Source organism: Glutamicibacter sp. MOO4 (genome assembly GCF_056934395.1).
The window spans coordinates 2,495,966-2,512,856 of record NZ_CM167800.1 but is presented as its reverse complement, the minus strand read 5'-3'; the positions used below and the strand labels follow the sequence as shown (position 1 = coordinate 2,512,856).

At 57.7% G+C, this 16,891-nt stretch carries 12 protein-coding genes; 7 read left to right on the top strand and 5 right to left on the bottom strand.

The window, feature by feature from the left end:
* Positions 1-25: 25 nt before the first annotated feature.
* From AC1Z3F_RS11740 to AC1Z3F_RS11730, 3 genes are read right to left on the bottom strand one after another with little or no spacing between them, the layout of a single operon-like run.
* Complete coding sequence (locus AC1Z3F_RS11740) at positions 26-1,495, bottom strand: FAD-dependent oxidoreductase (protein ID WP_483565779.1); 1,470 nt, start codon at positions 1,493-1,495, stop codon at positions 26-28.
* Positions 1,492-3,606 carry a molybdopterin oxidoreductase family protein gene (locus AC1Z3F_RS11735; RefSeq protein WP_483565778.1) on the bottom strand — a complete coding sequence of 705 codons (2,115 nt, stop codon included), beginning with the start codon at positions 3,604-3,606 and terminating at the stop codon, positions 1,492-1,494. Before AC1Z3F_RS11735 ends, AC1Z3F_RS11740 begins: the two co-directional genes overlap by 4 nt.
* Before the next feature lies 1 nt (position 3,607).
* Positions 3,608-4,990 carry an MFS transporter gene (locus tag AC1Z3F_RS11730; RefSeq protein ID WP_483565777.1) on the bottom strand — a complete coding sequence of 461 codons (1,383 nt, stop codon included), beginning with the start codon at positions 4,988-4,990 and terminating at the stop codon, positions 3,608-3,610.
* 367 nt (positions 4,991-5,357) lie between these two features.
* Here AC1Z3F_RS11730 and AC1Z3F_RS11725 point away from each other — a divergent pair, with 367 nt between their 5' ends.
* The 5 genes from AC1Z3F_RS11725 to xdhC all read left to right on the top strand — a co-directional run bounded on the left by AC1Z3F_RS11725 (position 5,358) and on the right by xdhC (position 12,175).
* A complete protein-coding gene (locus tag AC1Z3F_RS11725) occupies positions 5,358-5,843 on the top strand; it encodes a nucleoside deaminase (RefSeq protein WP_262199253.1) in 486 nt (161 codons plus the stop codon).
* Between the two features lie 9 nt (positions 5,844-5,852).
* The gene (locus AC1Z3F_RS11720) at positions 5,853-7,337 is read left to right on the top strand and encodes an NCS2 family permease (RefSeq protein ID WP_483565776.1); all 1,485 of its coding nucleotides are present in this window, start codon (positions 5,853-5,855) and stop codon (positions 7,335-7,337) included.
* Between the two features lie 178 nt (positions 7,338-7,515).
* On the top strand, positions 7,516-9,003 hold the full coding sequence (locus tag AC1Z3F_RS11715; RefSeq protein ID WP_483565775.1) for a xanthine dehydrogenase small subunit: 1,488 nt from the start codon (positions 7,516-7,518) through the stop codon (positions 9,001-9,003).
* Complete coding sequence (xdhB, locus tag AC1Z3F_RS11710; protein ID WP_262199256.1) at positions 9,003-11,330, top strand: xanthine dehydrogenase molybdopterin binding subunit; 2,328 nt, start codon at positions 9,003-9,005, stop codon at positions 11,328-11,330. The genes AC1Z3F_RS11715 and xdhB overlap by 1 nt, the downstream gene beginning before the upstream one ends.
* Before the next feature lie 2 nt (positions 11,331-11,332).
* The gene (gene xdhC / locus AC1Z3F_RS11705) at positions 11,333-12,175 is read left to right on the top strand and encodes a xanthine dehydrogenase accessory protein XdhC (RefSeq protein WP_131089258.1); all 843 of its coding nucleotides are present in this window, start codon (positions 11,333-11,335) and stop codon (positions 12,173-12,175) included.
* On the opposite strand, the gene AC1Z3F_RS11700 is transcribed toward xdhC, so the two are convergent.
* Positions 12,172-13,353, bottom strand: coding sequence for an MFS transporter (locus AC1Z3F_RS11700; RefSeq protein ID WP_483565774.1), 1,182 nt, complete (start codon positions 13,351-13,353; stop codon positions 12,172-12,174). The genes xdhC and AC1Z3F_RS11700 overlap by 4 nt on opposite strands.
* Before the next feature lie 149 nt (positions 13,354-13,502).
* On the opposite strand from AC1Z3F_RS11700, the gene AC1Z3F_RS11695 reads away from it, so the two are divergent.
* Entirely contained in the window at positions 13,503-14,342 is an 840-nt protein-coding gene (locus tag AC1Z3F_RS11695; RefSeq protein ID WP_483565773.1) for a helix-turn-helix transcriptional regulator, read from the top strand.
* Here AC1Z3F_RS11695 and mmuM read toward each other — a convergent pair.
* Positions 14,339-15,286, bottom strand: a complete 948-nt coding sequence (gene mmuM / locus AC1Z3F_RS11690; RefSeq protein ID WP_483565772.1) for a homocysteine S-methyltransferase — start codon at positions 15,284-15,286, stop codon at positions 14,339-14,341. The genes AC1Z3F_RS11695 and mmuM overlap by 4 nt on opposite strands.
* Positions 15,287-15,415: 129 nt before the next feature.
* Between mmuM and AC1Z3F_RS11685 the strand changes: the two genes are divergently transcribed.
* Entirely contained in the window at positions 15,416-16,852 is a 1,437-nt protein-coding gene (locus tag AC1Z3F_RS11685) for an amino acid permease (protein WP_131089254.1), read from the top strand.
* The last annotated feature ends 39 nt before the right edge of the window (positions 16,853-16,891 follow it).

Below are 16,891 nucleotides of genomic sequence, written 5' to 3'. Positions count from 1 at the left end.
TTTACGCGCCCAACCGCGAGCGGGTTTAGGCCAGCGCGGGAGCCTTCTTGAGTAGTTCCTCAATCTTGGATTTGCAGCCACCGCAACCGGTGCCAGCACGGCAAGAGTCACCAACCTGCGCGACAGTGGTGCAACCTTCACCTACTGCATGGGTAACCTGCCCGTAGGTAGCTCCCGAACAACGGCACAACTGATCTTCATCGCTAGGAACTACGGAGCTCAAGTCCAAAGCGGCAGGATCATCCAGGCGCAGAAGCGTTGAGCGATCAACAGGCAATTGATTTCCGCGCTCATAAGCCAAGACCAGCTCGGCGCTAGTCTGTGGCAGTCCGATGGAAAGGAAACCAGTCACCACACCATCGCGAGTGACCACTTTGAGATAACGTCCGGCCGATGGGTCAGCAAATACGGTGGCCTGTAGTTCAGGTTTATCCCAGAAGCCAGCGCTGACATCTCCGGCGGCGGCCACCTCAATACCTTGACCTTTGAGCATCAACACATCAGAGGCAGAAAAATCTGGGGCCGGAACTTCGGTAGGTGTGGATAGGTGCTGGGCAAGCCAGCTGGCTTGGGCCCAGCCCGGAGCCAACAGGCCGACAGGGGCTTGGCCGTCCACTTCGGCGCAGTCACCCAAAGCGTAGATGCGCTGTTCGGTATCGGCGCAGAGGAATTGGTTGGTTTTGATTCCGCGTCCTACCGCCAGGCCACAACCTTCGGCCAGTTCGGTGCGTGCGCGAACACCGGTGGAAATCAGCAGCGCACCGCCGAGGATCTCTCCATGGGTGGAGGTGGAAAGAGCGGCAAATCCATGTTCATCTTTGCTGATACCGGTGGCTTTAACTTCAGAGATCACTTCAACGCCGGCGTCTTTGAGACAGCGGGTGAGCAATGCTCCGCCGTCACCATCGACAACTCGGCCTAGGGGAGCGGCCCCGTGGTGAACCAGTACGGGCTTGCCTCCGCTGGCGGCAATGGCTAGGGCAGCTTCGATGCCGAGGATTCCGCCACCGAGGATCAAGATTCGTCCGCCGATGCTCAGTGAATGTTGCAGCTTTTGGGCATCATCCACGGTGCGTAAAGCGAAGACTCCGTCAGGCAACGCGGTATCGGCGTGCGGGTCAAAGTTCAGTCCATTCAGTGACGGGATCATTGCCCTAGCGCCGGTAGCAAAGACCAGACGGTCATAGGACACCGGTTCGTGATCGCGGACCAGCACCCGGCGGCGTGCACGGTCAACACCGGTGGCCTGAGCGCCAAGCAAAACGTTCACTCCAGCGGCATCAAGACGTGCGGCATCCACCATGAGCAGGTGCTCAAGTTCTGCAGCCCCGACAGCTAGTTCGGCCAGAAGCACACGGTTATAGGCCAGGTGCTTTTCGGCGCTGATGACGGTCAGTTCGCAGTCGCCAGCGGTGACCGAGGGCAGCAGCCCTTCGATCAGTGAGGCTGCTACCGGACCGAAGCCGATGATGACAATCTGTTCAGGACGCTTCATGATTCCCCTTTAATCGGGTTCAGAGACACATGGGCATGTTTAAACTCGGGCATCTTGCTGAATGGATCCACACTTGGATCGGTCAGTAGGTTGGCGGTGCCGGTATTCGGGAAGTGGAAGGGCAGGAACACCGTGTCCAGACGCATATCCGTGCTCAGCTTTGCACGGGCAATGCTGGTGCCACGCTGGTTGGAAACCTTGACCATTTGCCCGTCACTGATCTGGTGGGCCAGGGCAGTGCTCGGGTGGATTTCCAGGGCTGTCTCAGGTGCGGCGGTAGCCAGCTCATCAACTCGACGGGTCTGCGCCCCTGACTGGTAGTGCTCCAGCAGGCGACCGGTCACCAAGGAAATCTGCTTGTTTGGCAGCTGGTTAGGTGCGTAGACGGCGATGATCTGTGCCTTGCCATCACTGTGCGCAAAGCGGTCGAGGAACAACCTCGGGGTGCCGTTGCGCTCGCCGGTCTTGGTACTGATTTCACTGCCTTCGGGGCAAGGCCAGTAGATGGCTGCACCCTGATCCACGTCCTCCCAGTTCACTCCGGAGTAGTCGGCAATGCCGCCGGCGCTGGCAAGCTTTAGCTCGTCGAAGACCTCAGAAGCATTGGGGGAGAAAGTGCCTGGGGCATTGAGGCGTTGGGCCAGTTGGGAGAAGATCCACAATTCGCTTTTGGCTTGGCCGGGGGCTGGCATCGCGGCGCGGCGGCGAAGGATGCGGCCCTCTAGATTGGTCATCGTGCCTTCTTCTTCAGCCCACTGCAACACCGGCAGGACCAGATCCGCCTCGGCGGCAGTTTCGGAGAAGAAGAAATCGCTGACCACCAAGAAGTCTAGGCGGCGTAGGGCGGCAAAAATCTGGTTGGCATCCGGTGCGGAAATGACCGGGTTGGCACCGTGAACCATGAGCATACGTGCCCCGGACTTGGTACCCAAAGTGTTCAGAAGTTCAACGGCTGGGATCCCTGGACCGGGAATGATCTCTGGGTCAACGCCCCAGACCTTGGCCACGTGGGCGCGGTGTTCCGGGTCAGAAATTTTGCGGTAGCCAGGCAGCTGGTCGCACTTTTGGCCGTGTTCGCGTCCGCCCTGTCCATTGCCCTGACCGGTGATGGTGCCGTAGCCGCCCGCCAGTGTTCCTGGCAGGCCCAAGAGCAGTGCAAGGTTGATGGCTGCGGTGACGGTATCGGTACCGTTGGCATGCTGTTCAATGCCGCGTCCGGTAAGAATGTAAACCGGGTTGCCACCGTTTTTGGCACTCTTGGCCGCAGCGGCCAAGGCGCGAGCGGTGCGACGGATTTGATCGGCTGGAATACCGGTAACTTTGGCGGTGCGCTCCGGCCACCAGCTGGCTACCGAAGAACGCAGTGAGTCTAAGCCGACGGTGCGCTCTGCCAGGTAGTGGGTATCGGCCAAGGACTCGGTAAGCACCACATGAGCTAGGCCCAAAAGCAACGCTAGGTCACTTGATGGGGTGGGCTGCAGGTGCCAGCCGGCGCCTTCATCGGCCAGCTTTGCGGTGGCCGAACGGCGCGGATCCACCACAATCAGGCCACCGCGTCCCCGCACCGTTTCCAGGTGGCGGACAAAGGGTGGCATGGTGTCGGCTACGTTGGAGCCGAGCATCAAGATCATGGCCGCGTTATCAAGATCGGCCAAGGGGAAAGGAAGACCGCGGTCCAAGCCAAAAGCCTTGTTGGTTCCCGCAGCTGCCGAGGACATGCAGAACCGGCCGTTGTAGTCGATCCGTGAGGTGCCTAGGGCCAGCCGGGCAAACTTGCCCAACTGGTAGGCCTTTTCATTGGTCAGTGAGCCTGAACCAAACATTGCCACTGCGTCTGCGCCAGACTCGGCCCGGATTTCTAATGCCTTGTGGGCAATCAAATCCAGTGCGGTATCCCAATCCACCGGCGCAAAACTACCATCGGCTTGGCGTTGCATCGGGTTGGTGATGCGTTGCGGGTGCTCTAGCAATTTAGCGGCGCTGAATCCTTTGCGGCACAGTGCGCCACCATTGGTCTCGAAGTCCCGGCCACGCAACGAGGTTTGCGCGCCGGTGCCTTCGAGGGTGATGCCGCACTGCAGTGCGCAGTAGGGGCAGTGGGTGTCGGCCATTTTAGACTCCATGCTGGGCGAAACGGGTCCCGCGACGAGCGTAGTTGAACCAAGTCATCAGCATCAGCCCGAGGTAGGCCACGATGAAGACGATAAACGCTGGGGTGTAGGAACCGGCGTTGGACATCGATAGTCCCAGGGCCTGCGGAATCAGGAATCCACCGTAGGCGCCAATGGCTGAGATCAGGCCCAGGGCAGCTGCCGACTTGCGTGATGCTTCGGCACCCTTGGAGCCGACACCGAGGGCAAATACTGCGGGGATCATGCGGTAGGTGGAACCGTTACCGATACCCGTGGAGGCGAAGAGCATCAAGAACAATACAAGGAATAGCCAGAAGTTCGCCAGTGGCAAGGTCACCACAACCAGTGCGGTAATCAGAGCCATGGTGGCCAGGGCGGCCACGGTGACCTTTGCTCCACCAATGCGGTCAGCCAGCTTGCCACCATAAGGGCGGGAGAGCGAACCGACCAGTGGGCCCAGGAACGCCAAGGTAATGGTTGCGGTGCCCAGTGGCAGGTGAGAGAAGGCCGGGAAGGTATCAACGATCAGCTTAGGGAAAACCGCAGCGAACCCGATGAAGGAGCCGAAGGTTCCCACGTACAGGCAGGAAATGATCCACAGGTGCTTTTCCTTCAGGCAGGCAATCGCTCCACGAACATCTGACTTAGCTGAAGTCAGATTGTGCATGTAGCGCCATGCGCCATAAGCGGAGATGAGGATCAACGGAATCCAGATGACACCAGCTAGTGGCAACTGCAGGGATCCGGCTGCAAAAACGGTGATGGCGATGGGTACCAACAGCTGAGCTACCGCGGCACCGAGGTTGCCACCGGCAGCGTTCAGGCCCAGTGCCCAACCCTTTTGTGCTGCTGGGTAGAAGTGGGTGATGTTAGCCATCGAGGAGGCGAAATTGCCGCCACCAAAACCGGTCAGCGCCGCTAGCAGCAGCATGACGCCGAATGGGGTGGAGGTGTTGGCCAGGGCGAAAGAGAGTCCCACCGCGGGGATCAGCAGCAGCAGGGCCGAAACGATGGTCCAGTTGCGTCCGCCGAAGCGAGCAACCATGAAGGTGTACGGGATGCGCAGGGTGGCGCCGACCAGGCTTGGCATGGAGATGAGCCAGAAGAGCTGGGAGGTGCTGTAGGTGAATCCTGCCGTTGGCAGGTAGACAACCACGATGGCAAAAAGCTGCCAGATGCTAAAGCCAAGGAACTCGGCGAAGATGGACCATTTGAGGTTACGGCCGGCGGTCGTTTGACCAACACCGTTCCAGAACGTGGCATCTTCAGGGGTCCAGTTGTTGATCCAGCGTCCAGGGCTGATATCAAGGGATGGTGCGCTGGAGGTGCGCAGTTGCGTACCTGGGTCGACTTGTGAACTCACGGCGGTTTATCCCTTCGCAGATGACTGATGCTTAGAGCATGACAAACCGGTATTTCACTTACGTGCGGTGGGTGTTGCACCGAAGGGAACTTAATCTCACCGACCGCAATTTTGGGCCGATAGAGTTTGGTAATCCGTTGGAAACGCAAAAAACGGCGAATTATTCATAATGTGAAAAAACAATCTCAAAAAGATTGCGAGCCCCAGATCACACTGATACTCTCATACGTGTCTATGGCGGGCACCCATTAATGGGTCGCTATCTACCGGGCGTGCAACTGATAAATTTCAGCAGCCAAGTACGGTCGGGTCGTGGTGGGTTACCTCGTGATGCGTCGTGCTTGACGAAAGCATGAGGAGACACGCGATGAGCGTTAATACCACTGGCCAGGACTATCTTTCGATGGCCATCGACCTTGCCACCCAGAACGTGAACAATGCAGGCGGCCCCTTCGGCGCCGTAGTGGTCACGGCAGACGGACAGGTCTTCGAAGGAGTCAACCGCGTTACCGCAACCAACGACCCATCGGCGCACGCCGAGGTAGTTGCCATCCGCACCGCGGCCGCAGCACTAGAAACGTTCGACTTGAGCGGCTGTGTTCTCTACACCAGCTGCGAACCTTGCCCCATGTGCTTGGCCACCTCGTTGTGGGCACGCATCGGCAAGGTGTACTTCGCCGCTGACCGTCACGATGCTGCAAAAGCAGGCTTTGATGACGCAGTCTTCTACGAATATTTCGAACAGCAATCAAACCGCTCGCTAATGCCGGTGCAGCACTTCGAGCACGAATCAGTTCAATATCTCAAGCCTTTCCAGGCTTGGGACTCCTTGGAATCCCGCACCGATTACTAGGCGCCGGTCATGACAACGCTCAGTCGTCAGCAAGCCCCTGTCGCGTCCGCACCAAAACCAAGCGGACCAAAGAAGATTCTCGATTCCTTCTTTAACATCACCGGCCGTGGATCCACCCTCGCCCGCGAGGTTCGCGGCGGGTTGGTGACCTTCTTTACGATGGCCTATATCGTCATCCTCAACCCGCTGATCCTTGGTGGATTCAGCAACGATGCAGCACCGCTTGACATGGCAGGAAACTGGTTGCCGGCAGCCCAGGTGGGAGCGATGACCTCGCTGACCGCTGGGGTGATGACCATCCTGTTTGGCATGGTCGCCAACCTTCCTTTCTCACTGGCCGCCGGGCTGGGGATGAATTCCTTCCTGGCCGTTTCGGTGGTCCAAGATGTCACCTGGCCGGAGGCCATGGGACTGGTAGTGATCAACGGTGTATTGATTGTCATCTTTGGAATGACCGGTATCCGTACTGCGATTTTCCGGGCCATCCCCAAGGACCTGAAGGCTGCCATCACCGTAGGTATCGGACTGTTTATCACCTTCATTGGCTTTGTAGATTCCGGGTTTGTCACCCGCACCCCGGCCGGACCTCCGGTGCAGCTAGGGGAGGGTGGATCAATTGTTTCGATACCGACCATGATCTTTGTCCTCGGACTGCTGATCATGGGGGCGCTGGTAGCCCGCGGAGTACAGGGCGGGATCCTGATTGGCATCATCATCTCTACGGTGCTGGCGGTCATTGCTGAACAGGTCTTTAAGATCGGACCGAGCAGCGATAGCAATCTGCACGGCTGGCATCTGAACATGCCCATACTTCAGGGCAATATTGTCTCGCTGCCAGATCTGTCATTGGCCGGGAACTTTGACTTGCTCGGCTCCTTCAGCCGAATCGGAGTGTTGGCAGCCACCATGCTGGTCTTCACCCTGGTCTTCACGAACTTCTTTGACGCCATGGGTACGATGACGGGTTTGGCCAAAAACGCCGGACTAGCCAGCAAGGACGGCACGTTCCCACGGCTCAAGGCAGCCTTTGTGATCGAAGGTTTGGGAGCGGTTGCTGGTGGTGCTGGATCTAGTTCGTCCAATACGGTGTACGTTGATTCGGCCGCCGGCATTGGCGAAGGCGCAAGGACCGGACTGGCTTCGTTAATCACCGGAGTATTGTTCCTTGGCTCCATGTTCTTCACACCGCTCACCTCGGTGGTGCCCATGGAAGTGGCCGCCGCAGCGCTGGTCTTGGTAGGAACCATGATGTGCGCGCAGATCCGAGAGATCAACTTTAAGCGGTTCTCTTCAGCCATGCCAGCATTCCTGACCCTGATCACCATGCCGTTGACCTATTCAATTGCCAACGGAATTGGTGCTGGGTTCATCGCCTGGGTTGTGGTCAATACTGCAGCAGGGCGCCACAAGAAGGTGCATCCACTGATGTGGGTCGTGGCCTTCGGATTCCTGATCTACTTTGCCCGAGGACCGCTCACGCTCCTGCTTGGGTGATGTGATCCGGGTTATATTTGAGTCCAGTACGCAGTTGAAGGAGAAACAACCCATGGGTGAAACCACCGCCTGGTCCAAGGGCCAGATCGCGCACGGACACTAACCGCGGTACGTCCCGCACAGTATCCATTTCATTCATGGTGCACCCATTTAGCTGGGTGCAGGAGGTGTTAACGGCATGAGTGCCGAAAATTCACTACAAACCGATTGCCAGATCACGGTCAACGGCAACCCACTGGACTTCAATGGTCCGCCACACAGCAACGCACTAGATTTTTTGCGCAACCAAGGTTTGGTTGGCAGCAAGGAAGGCTGCGCTGAAGGCGAGTGCGGTGCGTGCGCCATTTTGGTGGCACGCACCGATGCCGACGGCAGCCGTTGGACCTCGGTGAACGCCTGTCTAGTTCCAGCCGCGGCCCTAGACGGTCAAGAAGTGATCACCTCTGAAGGCTTGGGTTCGGTTGAAAACCTGCACCCGGTCCAAGAAGAGATGGCTGAGCGTGGAGGGTCGCAGTGCGGTTACTGCACACCCGGCTTCATCTGCTCGATGGCAGCTGAGTACTACCGTCCAGAGCGTTCGGCGCAGGGCACAGCGAAGCCAGACCATGAATGCGGACCCAACGGTTTTGACCTGCACGCACTATCTGGGAACCTGTGTCGTTGCACCGGCTACCGCCCCATTCGCGACGCCGCTTACGCCCTGGGGGAGCCTGCAGCAGATGATCCGTTAGCAGCCCGCCAATCCAACAGCGCACCGGCACCGGTAGCCACCGACCTGTACACCGCCGATACTCCCACCGGTGAACTTGGACGCTTCCGCCGCCCAGCCTCACTGAGCGAAGCGTTACAGATCTTGGCCGATGAACCGCAATCCACCGTCGTGGCTGGCAGTACCGACTGGGGTGTTGAGGTCAATATTAAAGGCGCTCGCGCTCGCAGTGTGGTGGCGATTGACCGGTTGGAAGAATTGCGTCAAATTCGTTGGGAGGATGACTTTCTTGAAATTGGTGCAAGCCTGACCTTGAGCGAGGTGGAACGGCACCTGGCTGGCCGCGTGCCGTTGTTGGGTCAGCTCTTTGGACAGTTTGCGTCCAGATTGATTAGAAACTCGGCCACCATTGGCGGAAATCTTGGCACCGGCTCGCCCATTGGTGACACACCACCGGCCTTACTGGCCTTGGAAGCGCAATTAGTTTTGACCAGCGTGCAAGGTCAACGAGTGGTGGAGCTAGCCCAGTACTTCACCGGCTACCGACAGACCGTGCGTAGTGCAGGCGAGCTGATTACCGCGATCCGCATTCCGCTGCCGCTGGCTACACACACCAGTTTCCAGAAAATTTCCAAACGACGCTTTGACGATATCTCCTCAGTTGCCGTGGGCTACGCACTGAACGTGGTGGACGGAGTGATCAGCACAGCACGTATTGGTTTGGGCGGTGTGGCCGCAACCCCGCTCCGTGCGGTGGCCACCGAAGCCATGCTGGAAGGCAAGGCTTGGAATATCACCACGATTCGTGAAGCTGCCGCCGTGATGGCTGAAGAAGGCACACCGATGGATGATCATCGGGCCAGCGCCAAGTATCGCAAAGCGATGCTTGCCTCGTCGCTTGAACGTTTCTACGCCCAACAACTAGCGGTGCAAGCCCCTATGAAGGAGGCGAAATAATGAGCCAGCTATCTCAACGACCCGAAGCGCCCATTGTTGGTCAGCGTCAACGCCATGAATCGGCCGCTGCCCACGTCACGGGCACCGCGCTGTACACCGATGATCTGGCCCACCGACTTTCGGGAGTATTACACGCCTACCCAGTGCAATCCACCGTGGCCCACGCCAAAATCTTGAACCTGGATACCAGCGAAGCGCTGCATATCCCGGGCGTTATCAAGGTCATCACTGCAGGGGATATTCCCGGAGTTAATGACCAAGGCGCCAAACACGATGAGCCACTGCTGCCGGTAGATGAGGTCATGTTTTATGGCCAACCGGTGGCTTGGGTACTCGGCGAAAATCTGGAAGCAGCCAAGGCCGGAGCCAAAGCAGTTTCCGTGGACTATGAGCCGCTGGAATCCTTGATCACCGTGCAAGATGCCATCAAAGCCGGTAGCTTCCACGGTATTCAGCCGGTGATCCAAAAGGGCGATTGGGATGCAGGTTTTGAACAGGCAGCACACGTGTTTGAAGGTGACTTCGACTTTGCTGGGCAGGAACACTTCTACCTAGAAACGCAGAACTCGTTGGCGCTGATTGATGAGAGTGGACAGATTCTGATTCACTGCTCAACCCAGCATCCCACCGAAACTCAAGACATCGTTTCGCACGTGCTTGGAATACCAGCGCACGAGATTTCCGTGCAGGTGCTGCGCATGGGCGGCGGTTTTGGTGGCAAGGAAATGCAGCCACACGGTTATGCAGCGGTAGCCGCTTTGGGCGCCAAACTCACTGGGCGTCCGGTGAGGGTGCGGTTGGACCGCACCTTGGATATGACCATGACCGGCAAACGTCATGGCTTCTATGCCAGCTGGAAAATCGGTTTTGATGACCAAGGCCGAATCCTTGCCTTAGACGCGCAGCTCACCGCTGATGGCGGGTGGAGCCTGGACCTGTCAGAGCCAGTGCTGACCCGCGCCATGTGCCATATCGACAACTCGTACTGGATCCCTAATATTCGGGTTGCCGGGCGGGTAGCTAAATGCCACAAAACCTCGCAGACCGCATTCCGTGGATTTGGTGGGCCCCAAGGCATGCTGGTCATGGAAGATATTTTGGGACGGGTCGCCCCGCAACTTGGTATCGAAGCCAGAGAACTGCGCCGACGTAATTTTTACACCGAAGGCCAGGACACTCCCTACTTCCAGCCGGTGCGTCATCCAGAACGTATTGATGCCGCCTGGCAGCAGGTACTTGATTCGGCAGATATAGCTGGGCGTGAAGCTGAGATTGCCCAGTTCAATGCCAATAATCCGTACAGCAAAAGAGCGCTGGCTATCACCCCGGTGAAGTTCGGTATCTCGTTTAACCTCACTGCCTTTAACCAAGGTGGGGCACTGGTGCTGGTTTACAAAGACGGATCGGTGCTGGTTAATCACGGTGGCACCGAGATGGGTCAAGGCCTGCACACCAAGATGCTGCAGGTGGCCGCGACCAGTTTGGGTGTTCCGCTATCCAGCGTGCGCATCGCTCCCACACGTACCGACAAGGTGCCCAATACTTCGGCAACCGCCGCCAGCTCCGGCAGTGACCTTAACGGTGGTGCGGTCAAGGACGCTTGTGAGCAGATCCAAGCTCGACTGGCTCACGTGGCGGCCGGAAAGTTTGGGGTTCCAGCTGCAGATGTTCGTTTTGCCCACGGCAAGATCACCGCGTTGGGCAAAACCGAAGAGCTGGAATGGAATGACGTTGTCCGTGATGCCTATATGCAGCGCATCCAGTTATCGGCTGCCGGGTACTACCGCACCGAGGGACTGCACTGGGACCTGGCACGCATGACCGGCAGCCCGTTTAAGTACTTCTCTTATGGTGTAGCAGCCAGTGAGGTAGAAGTCAGCTGCTTTGATGGTTCCTACGTCTTGCGTCGAGTCGATATTGTGCATGACGTTGGAGATTCGCTCTCGCCCATGATTGACCTAGGACAAATCGAAGGTGGGTTTGTTCAAGGCACCGGTTGGCTGACCCTTGAAGATCTACGTTGGGACACCTCTGATGGTCCAGGGCGTGGACGGGTAGCAACCCAAGCGGCCAGCACCTACAAGATCCCGAGCTTCTCCGAGATGCCCGAAGTTTTCAACGTTGCCTTGCTGGATAAGGCGCATGAAGAAGGCGTGGTGTACGGTTCCAAGGCGGTTGGTGAACCGCCATTGATGTTGGCCTTCTCGGTGCGCGAAGCATTGCGCCAAGCGGTTGCCGCTTTTGGTCCGGAAGGTAGCTCGGTCACCTTGGCGTCCCCGGCAACTCCCGAAGCGGTGTTCTGGGCTATCGACTCGGTGCGTGAGTAACAGTGGAATCGTGGATTGATGCGGTCAGCACTTTGCGCAACCAGCGCCGGGCCGCGGTCTTGTTGACGCTCACTTCAGTGCGTGGGCATGCCCCGCGCGAGGCGGGGGCCAAGATGGTCATCTCCCAAGATAAAACCTTTGGCACGGTCGGTGGTGGCAACCTGGAAATGGCGGCCATCACCCGTGCCCGTCAGCTGATCAGTGAAGGTGTAACGGGACCGGAAACCATGGAGCTGCGGCTTAATGACAAGACCCCGGCCACCTATGGTCGGCAATGTTGTGGTGGGGAAGTGAAGCTTTTGCTTGAACCGTTGCCGGTACCAAAAACTGTGGCGATTTTCGGGTTGGGACATGTGGGCATGGAGCTGGCCCGTATCCTCTCCCGCCACCCGATTGACCTGTATCTCACGGACTCGCGTCCTGAAGCGATCGAGGCCGCTTCCTTGCTGCAACCCAGTGTTGCTTCAATTCAGGCTCAGGTGGCGGTCATGGGTGAACAGGTGCTCAGTACTCTTCCGGAGGGAAGTCACGTGCTGATCATGACTCATGATCATGCAGAGGACTTCCACCTCAGTGACGCTGCGTTAGCTCATCCTTCGCTGGGTTCCATCGGGTTGATTGGTTCCAAAGCCAAATGGACCCGTTTTCGCAAAAACCTGAGCGACAGTGGACACAGCGAACAAGAGATCTCACGGATCCAGTGCCCCATTGGCATTCCTGAGGTCACCGGCAAACAGCCTGCGGTGATCGCGGTGAGTGTTGCCGCGCAGCTAATGCAGCTCTTGGGAGATCACCATACGCAAAGCCATTCTCAGAGCCACAACGTGGTTGAGCTGCGCGCCTAGTCGCCGGCCGGATGCCCAACAAGGTGAGCAGTACGTGGTTTCTGCCTAGAGGTACTGGCAGCAACCACGTACACCACCAAGCCAAGGACGGTCATGGCCGAGGCTGCCAGATTTATTGCCGTGAAGCTGCCGGAGGAATCCAGTATGAATCCGCCGAGCAATGAACCGAGCATGATCCCTGCGCCCAATGCTGCGGTGTTGGCCGTTCCGACCAAAGGGGAGTCTGATCCTGCAAAACGCAGCACAAAAGTTTGCAACGGAGTGAGCAATCCAAACCCGCACGCACCAAGCAAGAATAATGACGGAATGACCACCGTTTTATGGGTGGCGCCAAAAGCCAAGACAGCAAGTACCGTAGCCAGCAAAAGTAATAGGACCACCGTGGTGCGGACCAATGCGCGGTCTGCGGCTTTGCCTGAGAGCGAATTGCCCACTACCAATCCAGCGCCATAGATTCCCAATAGCCAAATCACCTGGCCACTGCTGAACCCTGAAACCTGTGTCAGCATCGGTTCAATAAAGGTAAATGAGGCGAATAGTCCTCCGAAGCCGATCGCAGTGGCGCTCAAAGCCACCCAAAGGCGAGGATTCGTGAAGGGGCGCAAACTGTTTCGGTAGCTAACCGGTTCGAGACTGCGATCGGCAGGCAACAACAAGGCCAGGCCCACCAAACTGATCAGGCTAATGATGGTGACTACTATGAAGGACGCTCGCCAGCCGGCGGCCTGACCGATCAACGTGCCTAAGGGCATGCCCAAGAGCATCGACAGGGTCAACCCGGTGAATACCAGCGCGATGGCGCTGCCCTGCTTTTTGGCTGGAACTAAGCCGGAAGCGGCCACGGAGGCAACGCCGAAAAACGCTGTGTGGGACCACGCGGTGACAAAACGGCTGCCCAGCAAAAATCCGAAGCTCGGGCTTAAAGAGGCGAGGAAGTTGCCCACGGTGAAGATCGCCATGAGTATGAGCAGGGTGCGTTTTGTTGGAAGACGCAGCAACGCCAGCGCCAGAACTGGTCCACACATCTGACCCAACGCGTAAGCAGTACTGACCATGCCGGCTTGCGCAATGGTGACGTCGAATTCGCCCGAGAGCGATGACAACAGTCCATTGGTCAGAAATTCTGTGCTTCCGATGGCGAAAGCGCCAAGAGCTAAAGCGAGCAGAGCCAGAGGCATAAGAGTGCGGGATCCTTAATGGGTAGTTATTGTCTTAGAATCCATGCTCGCTGGTTTTTCCCGGCGCAAACAGACACCTGCTTTTGGTACTACTGGCAGGGTTACCTTGATCTTCGTCCGGATGCTAGGTGGAGGACTAGACTGTCCGCGTGACGCAAACCAATGACCTAGGAACCTTCCTCAAACACCGCCGGGCCGCCGTTTCGCCAGCAGACCATGGCATTTCAGTGCGTGGAGGACGCCGGGTATCGGGCCTGCGACGAGAGGAAATTGCCCACCTGGCAGGTGTGAGCGTTGCTTATTACACACGTTTGGAACAGGGCAGTAGTACCAACGCTTCGGAACAGGTACTAGAAGCGCTAGCTAAGGTGCTGATGCTCGACGAAGCTGAGCGTGCACATCTGAAGGATTTGAATGGTGTGCGGCCCGCCGTAAAGTTGCGCCGACCCAAGGCGGAAAGTGCACCGGCACCGATGTTGGATTTATTGGCTGCGATGCCGCAGGTGCCGGCACTCTTGTTAGGCCGTCGCAATGACATCCTTGCGTGGAATCACCTCGGGCATCAATTACTTGGTAGCCATTTAGACTTTGACGCACCGCTGAACCCAGCAACGCGTCCATCGACCACCCGCATGCTGTTCCTTGATTCCCAGACTCGAGCCCAAGAGGGTCAATGGGAGCACTATGCCGGGACCCATGTCGCTTTCTTGCGGATGCTCAGCGGACGTTACCCCGAGGACCGGGACTTAGCCGAGCTCATTGGTGAGCTGATGATGCGCAGCAGTGAGTTCGCAGAATTTTGGGCGAGTACCAAGGTCCGCGAATGCAGCTTTGGACAACGCATCTTGCATCATCCACAAGCAGGAACCATCGAGCTGACCTATCACGTATTGAGCCAGCCGGCATTCCCGGATTATCGGGTCGAGTTCTATACCACCGAAGCTGATAGCCCAAGCCGACTAGCGATTAACACGCTTTCCGGGCGTTAGCCTTGTTGTGCTGCTTCGCGCACCCGGGTGATCTGTTCTGGGCTGACCTGGCAGCAACCGCCGATCAGCCGGGCGCCAGCGGCGATGAGCGCAGGGACAGCGGAAGGAAGGTCGTTGCCTTCAGTTCCCGGAATCCAGACGCGTGCTTCATGATCCCAAATCTCACCGCTGTTCGGGTAGGCGGAGAGTGGAAGATTAGTTTCTTCGCCAAGAATTTTCAGGGCGTCCACCGCTTGAGGCACTGGGCAACAGTTCACACCCACACCTGCCCAGACACCAGAGTCTTCAATCAGCTTGGCAGCTGCGCGAAGATCGGTGCCATCACCCAGCACCACATTTCCATGCTCATCGGCCCGAACCGCAAGGCTGAGCCAAACTGGCAGCGTCAGCTCCTTGGCCACTGAGGCTAAGGCTTCCACCTCGGCCAGGCTAGGCACCGTTTCAAAAATGATCAGATCCGCGTCGGACTCGGTCAGAATTTCTACTCGTGCGCGGTGCCATTGAGCCAGCTGCGCAGCATCTAGATCATAGGCGCCATCGTATTCGGTGCCGGCACCGGGTCCTGCACCGTAGGGTCCGACCGAGGCGGCGACCCAGCGTGGAGTTTCTGAGGTTTCAGTCGCGGCCGCTTCTTTAGCCAGTCGCACGCTGGTGTGCAGCATGGTTTCGAACTTGTCGGAGGAACCGACACCCGCCAGCCCCTCGAGGCTTACTTGGTAGGAGCAAGTGGTCGCAACTTGCGCGCCAGCAGCAAAGAAGTCTTGGTGTGCAGCGCGGACTTCTTCGGGACGGTCCATGAGGATCTGCGCTGACCAAAGTTCCCCAGTGACGTCATTGCCACGCTCTGCTAGATGGGTGCCCAGACCACCATCGAGGATGATCGGTGTGGTGCCTTCGGCACGCAGGGCTTGAAGGAAATCAGCGGGATGCACAGTGTTATTCACGTCCTCGAGGGTACAGCCCACGACGCTGAAAGACTGAGTTTGACGTCGCATGACTGAAGATGACGTGCACAGCGAAACAAAGTGATAAATCCCGATATTCTGAAACGCATTCATTTCAGAAGGAGCCCCATGACCGAGAGCACCATCAGCAACCAAGAGACCTCAGAATCTGAGTCTGGGCTGCGAAGAACTATGACCTCGCGTCACCTAGTGATGATCGCGCTGGGCGGTGTGATCGGTTCGGGTCTATTCGTTTCCTCTGGTTACACCATCGCTCAAGCTGGACCACTAGGCGCGGTGCTGGCTTATGCGGTGGGCGCGTTGGTGGCCTACATGGTGATGAGCGGATTGGGTGAGCTGTCAGCACGCTATCCGGTGGCCGGCGGCTTCCACGCCCACGCCACCCGAGATCTTGGTCCGGCTTGGGGCTTTGCTACCGCATGGCTCTACTGGTTGTGCTGGGCAGTAGCCTTGGCCAGTGAGTTCACGGCGGCCGGTCTGCTGATGCAGCGCTGGTTCCCCTCGGTTTCGGTTTGGGTCTTTTCACTGATCTTCGCCGCCATCCTCTTTGCGTTGAACGCCATTTCCTCACGTGTCTTTGGTGAGACAGAGTTCTGGTTTGCGCTGATCAAGGTTGCCGCGGTGCTCCTGGTGATCGTTGTGGGTGCTGCGACCATCTTTGGAATTAACCCAGCCAGTGATGCCGGGACTATTGGTCTGTCTAACTTCAACACCGAAGACGGTCTGTTCCCCACCGGAATCTCCGGGGTGTTGGTAACGATCTTGTCGGTGTTCTACGCCTTCAGCGGTACCGAGCTGATTGGCGTGGCCGCCGGAGAAGCCAAGAACCCACAGTTGAGCATCCCTCGGGCCATCCGTACCGCTGTGGTTCGTCTGACCATTTTCTTCATCGGTGCCATTGTTGTGATTGCCGCGATCATTCCTTTTGCTGAAGCTGGAGCGAATGAGTCTCCGTTTGTCACCGTGCTTGACGTGGCCGGTTTACCTGCCGGAGCTGACGTGATGAACTTTGTCATCATCACTGCGTTGCTCTCCGCCGGTAACTCCGGGTTGTACTCCTGCGCTCGAATGCTGCACTCGATGGGTGTTGCCGGGCAGGCGCCGAAGGTACTGTCCAAGACCAATAGCCGTGGCATTCCAATGCTGGCGTTGAGCCTATCCATGCTCGGCGGACTGGTTTCACTGTTCTCCAGTTTTATCGCTGCCGAGTCGTTGTTCCTCGCCTTGGTCTCTGTGGCGGGTTTTGCTGTAGTGGCTGTCTGGATAGTCATCTGCGCTTCTCACCTGTCATTTAGACGCCACTATGTAGCGGTGCACGGCTCTACTGATTCTTTGCCTTACCGGGCTCCGCTGTTCCCGATCTTGCCAATCATCGCCTTGGTCTTGCTGACCGCTTCACTGGTAGGCGTGGCCTTTGATCCGGTCCAGCGTCCTGCGTTGTGGTTTGGTATTCCATTCACGTTGGTCTGCCTTGGGTACTACCGCTGGCGCCATGGTGCCGGAGTCTTCACCCCAGAACGTGAAGTAGCACGCGTTGCCCAGTAAAAGGGAACTTAGTTCACTGCTGAGGAGTTAAAGGGGAAA

What these genes read in the sequence shown, in the direction of transcription:
- AC1Z3F_RS11735 (WP_483565778.1), bottom strand. Translation starts at nt 3,606, where the DNA reads ATGGCCGACACCCACTGCCCCTACTGCGCACTGCAGTGCGGCATCACC.
- AC1Z3F_RS11715 (WP_483565775.1), top strand. Translation starts at nt 7,516, where the DNA reads ATGAGTGCCGAAAATTCACTACAAACCGATTGCCAGATCACGGTCAAC.
- AC1Z3F_RS11725 (WP_262199253.1), top strand. Translation starts at nt 5,358, where the DNA reads ATGAGCGTTAATACCACTGGCCAGGACTATCTTTCGATGGCCATCGAC.
- AC1Z3F_RS11700 (WP_483565774.1), bottom strand. Translation starts at nt 13,353, where the DNA reads ATGCCTCTGGCTCTGCTCGCTTTAGCTCTTGGCGCTTTCGCCATCGGA.
- AC1Z3F_RS11720 (WP_483565776.1), top strand. Translation starts at nt 5,853, where the DNA reads ATGACAACGCTCAGTCGTCAGCAAGCCCCTGTCGCGTCCGCACCAAAA.
- xdhB (WP_262199256.1), top strand. Translation starts at nt 9,003, where the DNA reads ATGAGCCAGCTATCTCAACGACCCGAAGCGCCCATTGTTGGTCAGCGT.
- AC1Z3F_RS11685 (WP_131089254.1), top strand. Translation starts at nt 15,416, where the DNA reads ATGACCGAGAGCACCATCAGCAACCAAGAGACCTCAGAATCTGAGTCT.
- AC1Z3F_RS11740 (WP_483565779.1), bottom strand. Translation starts at nt 1,495, where the DNA reads ATGAAGCGTCCTGAACAGATTGTCATCATCGGCTTCGGTCCGGTAGCA.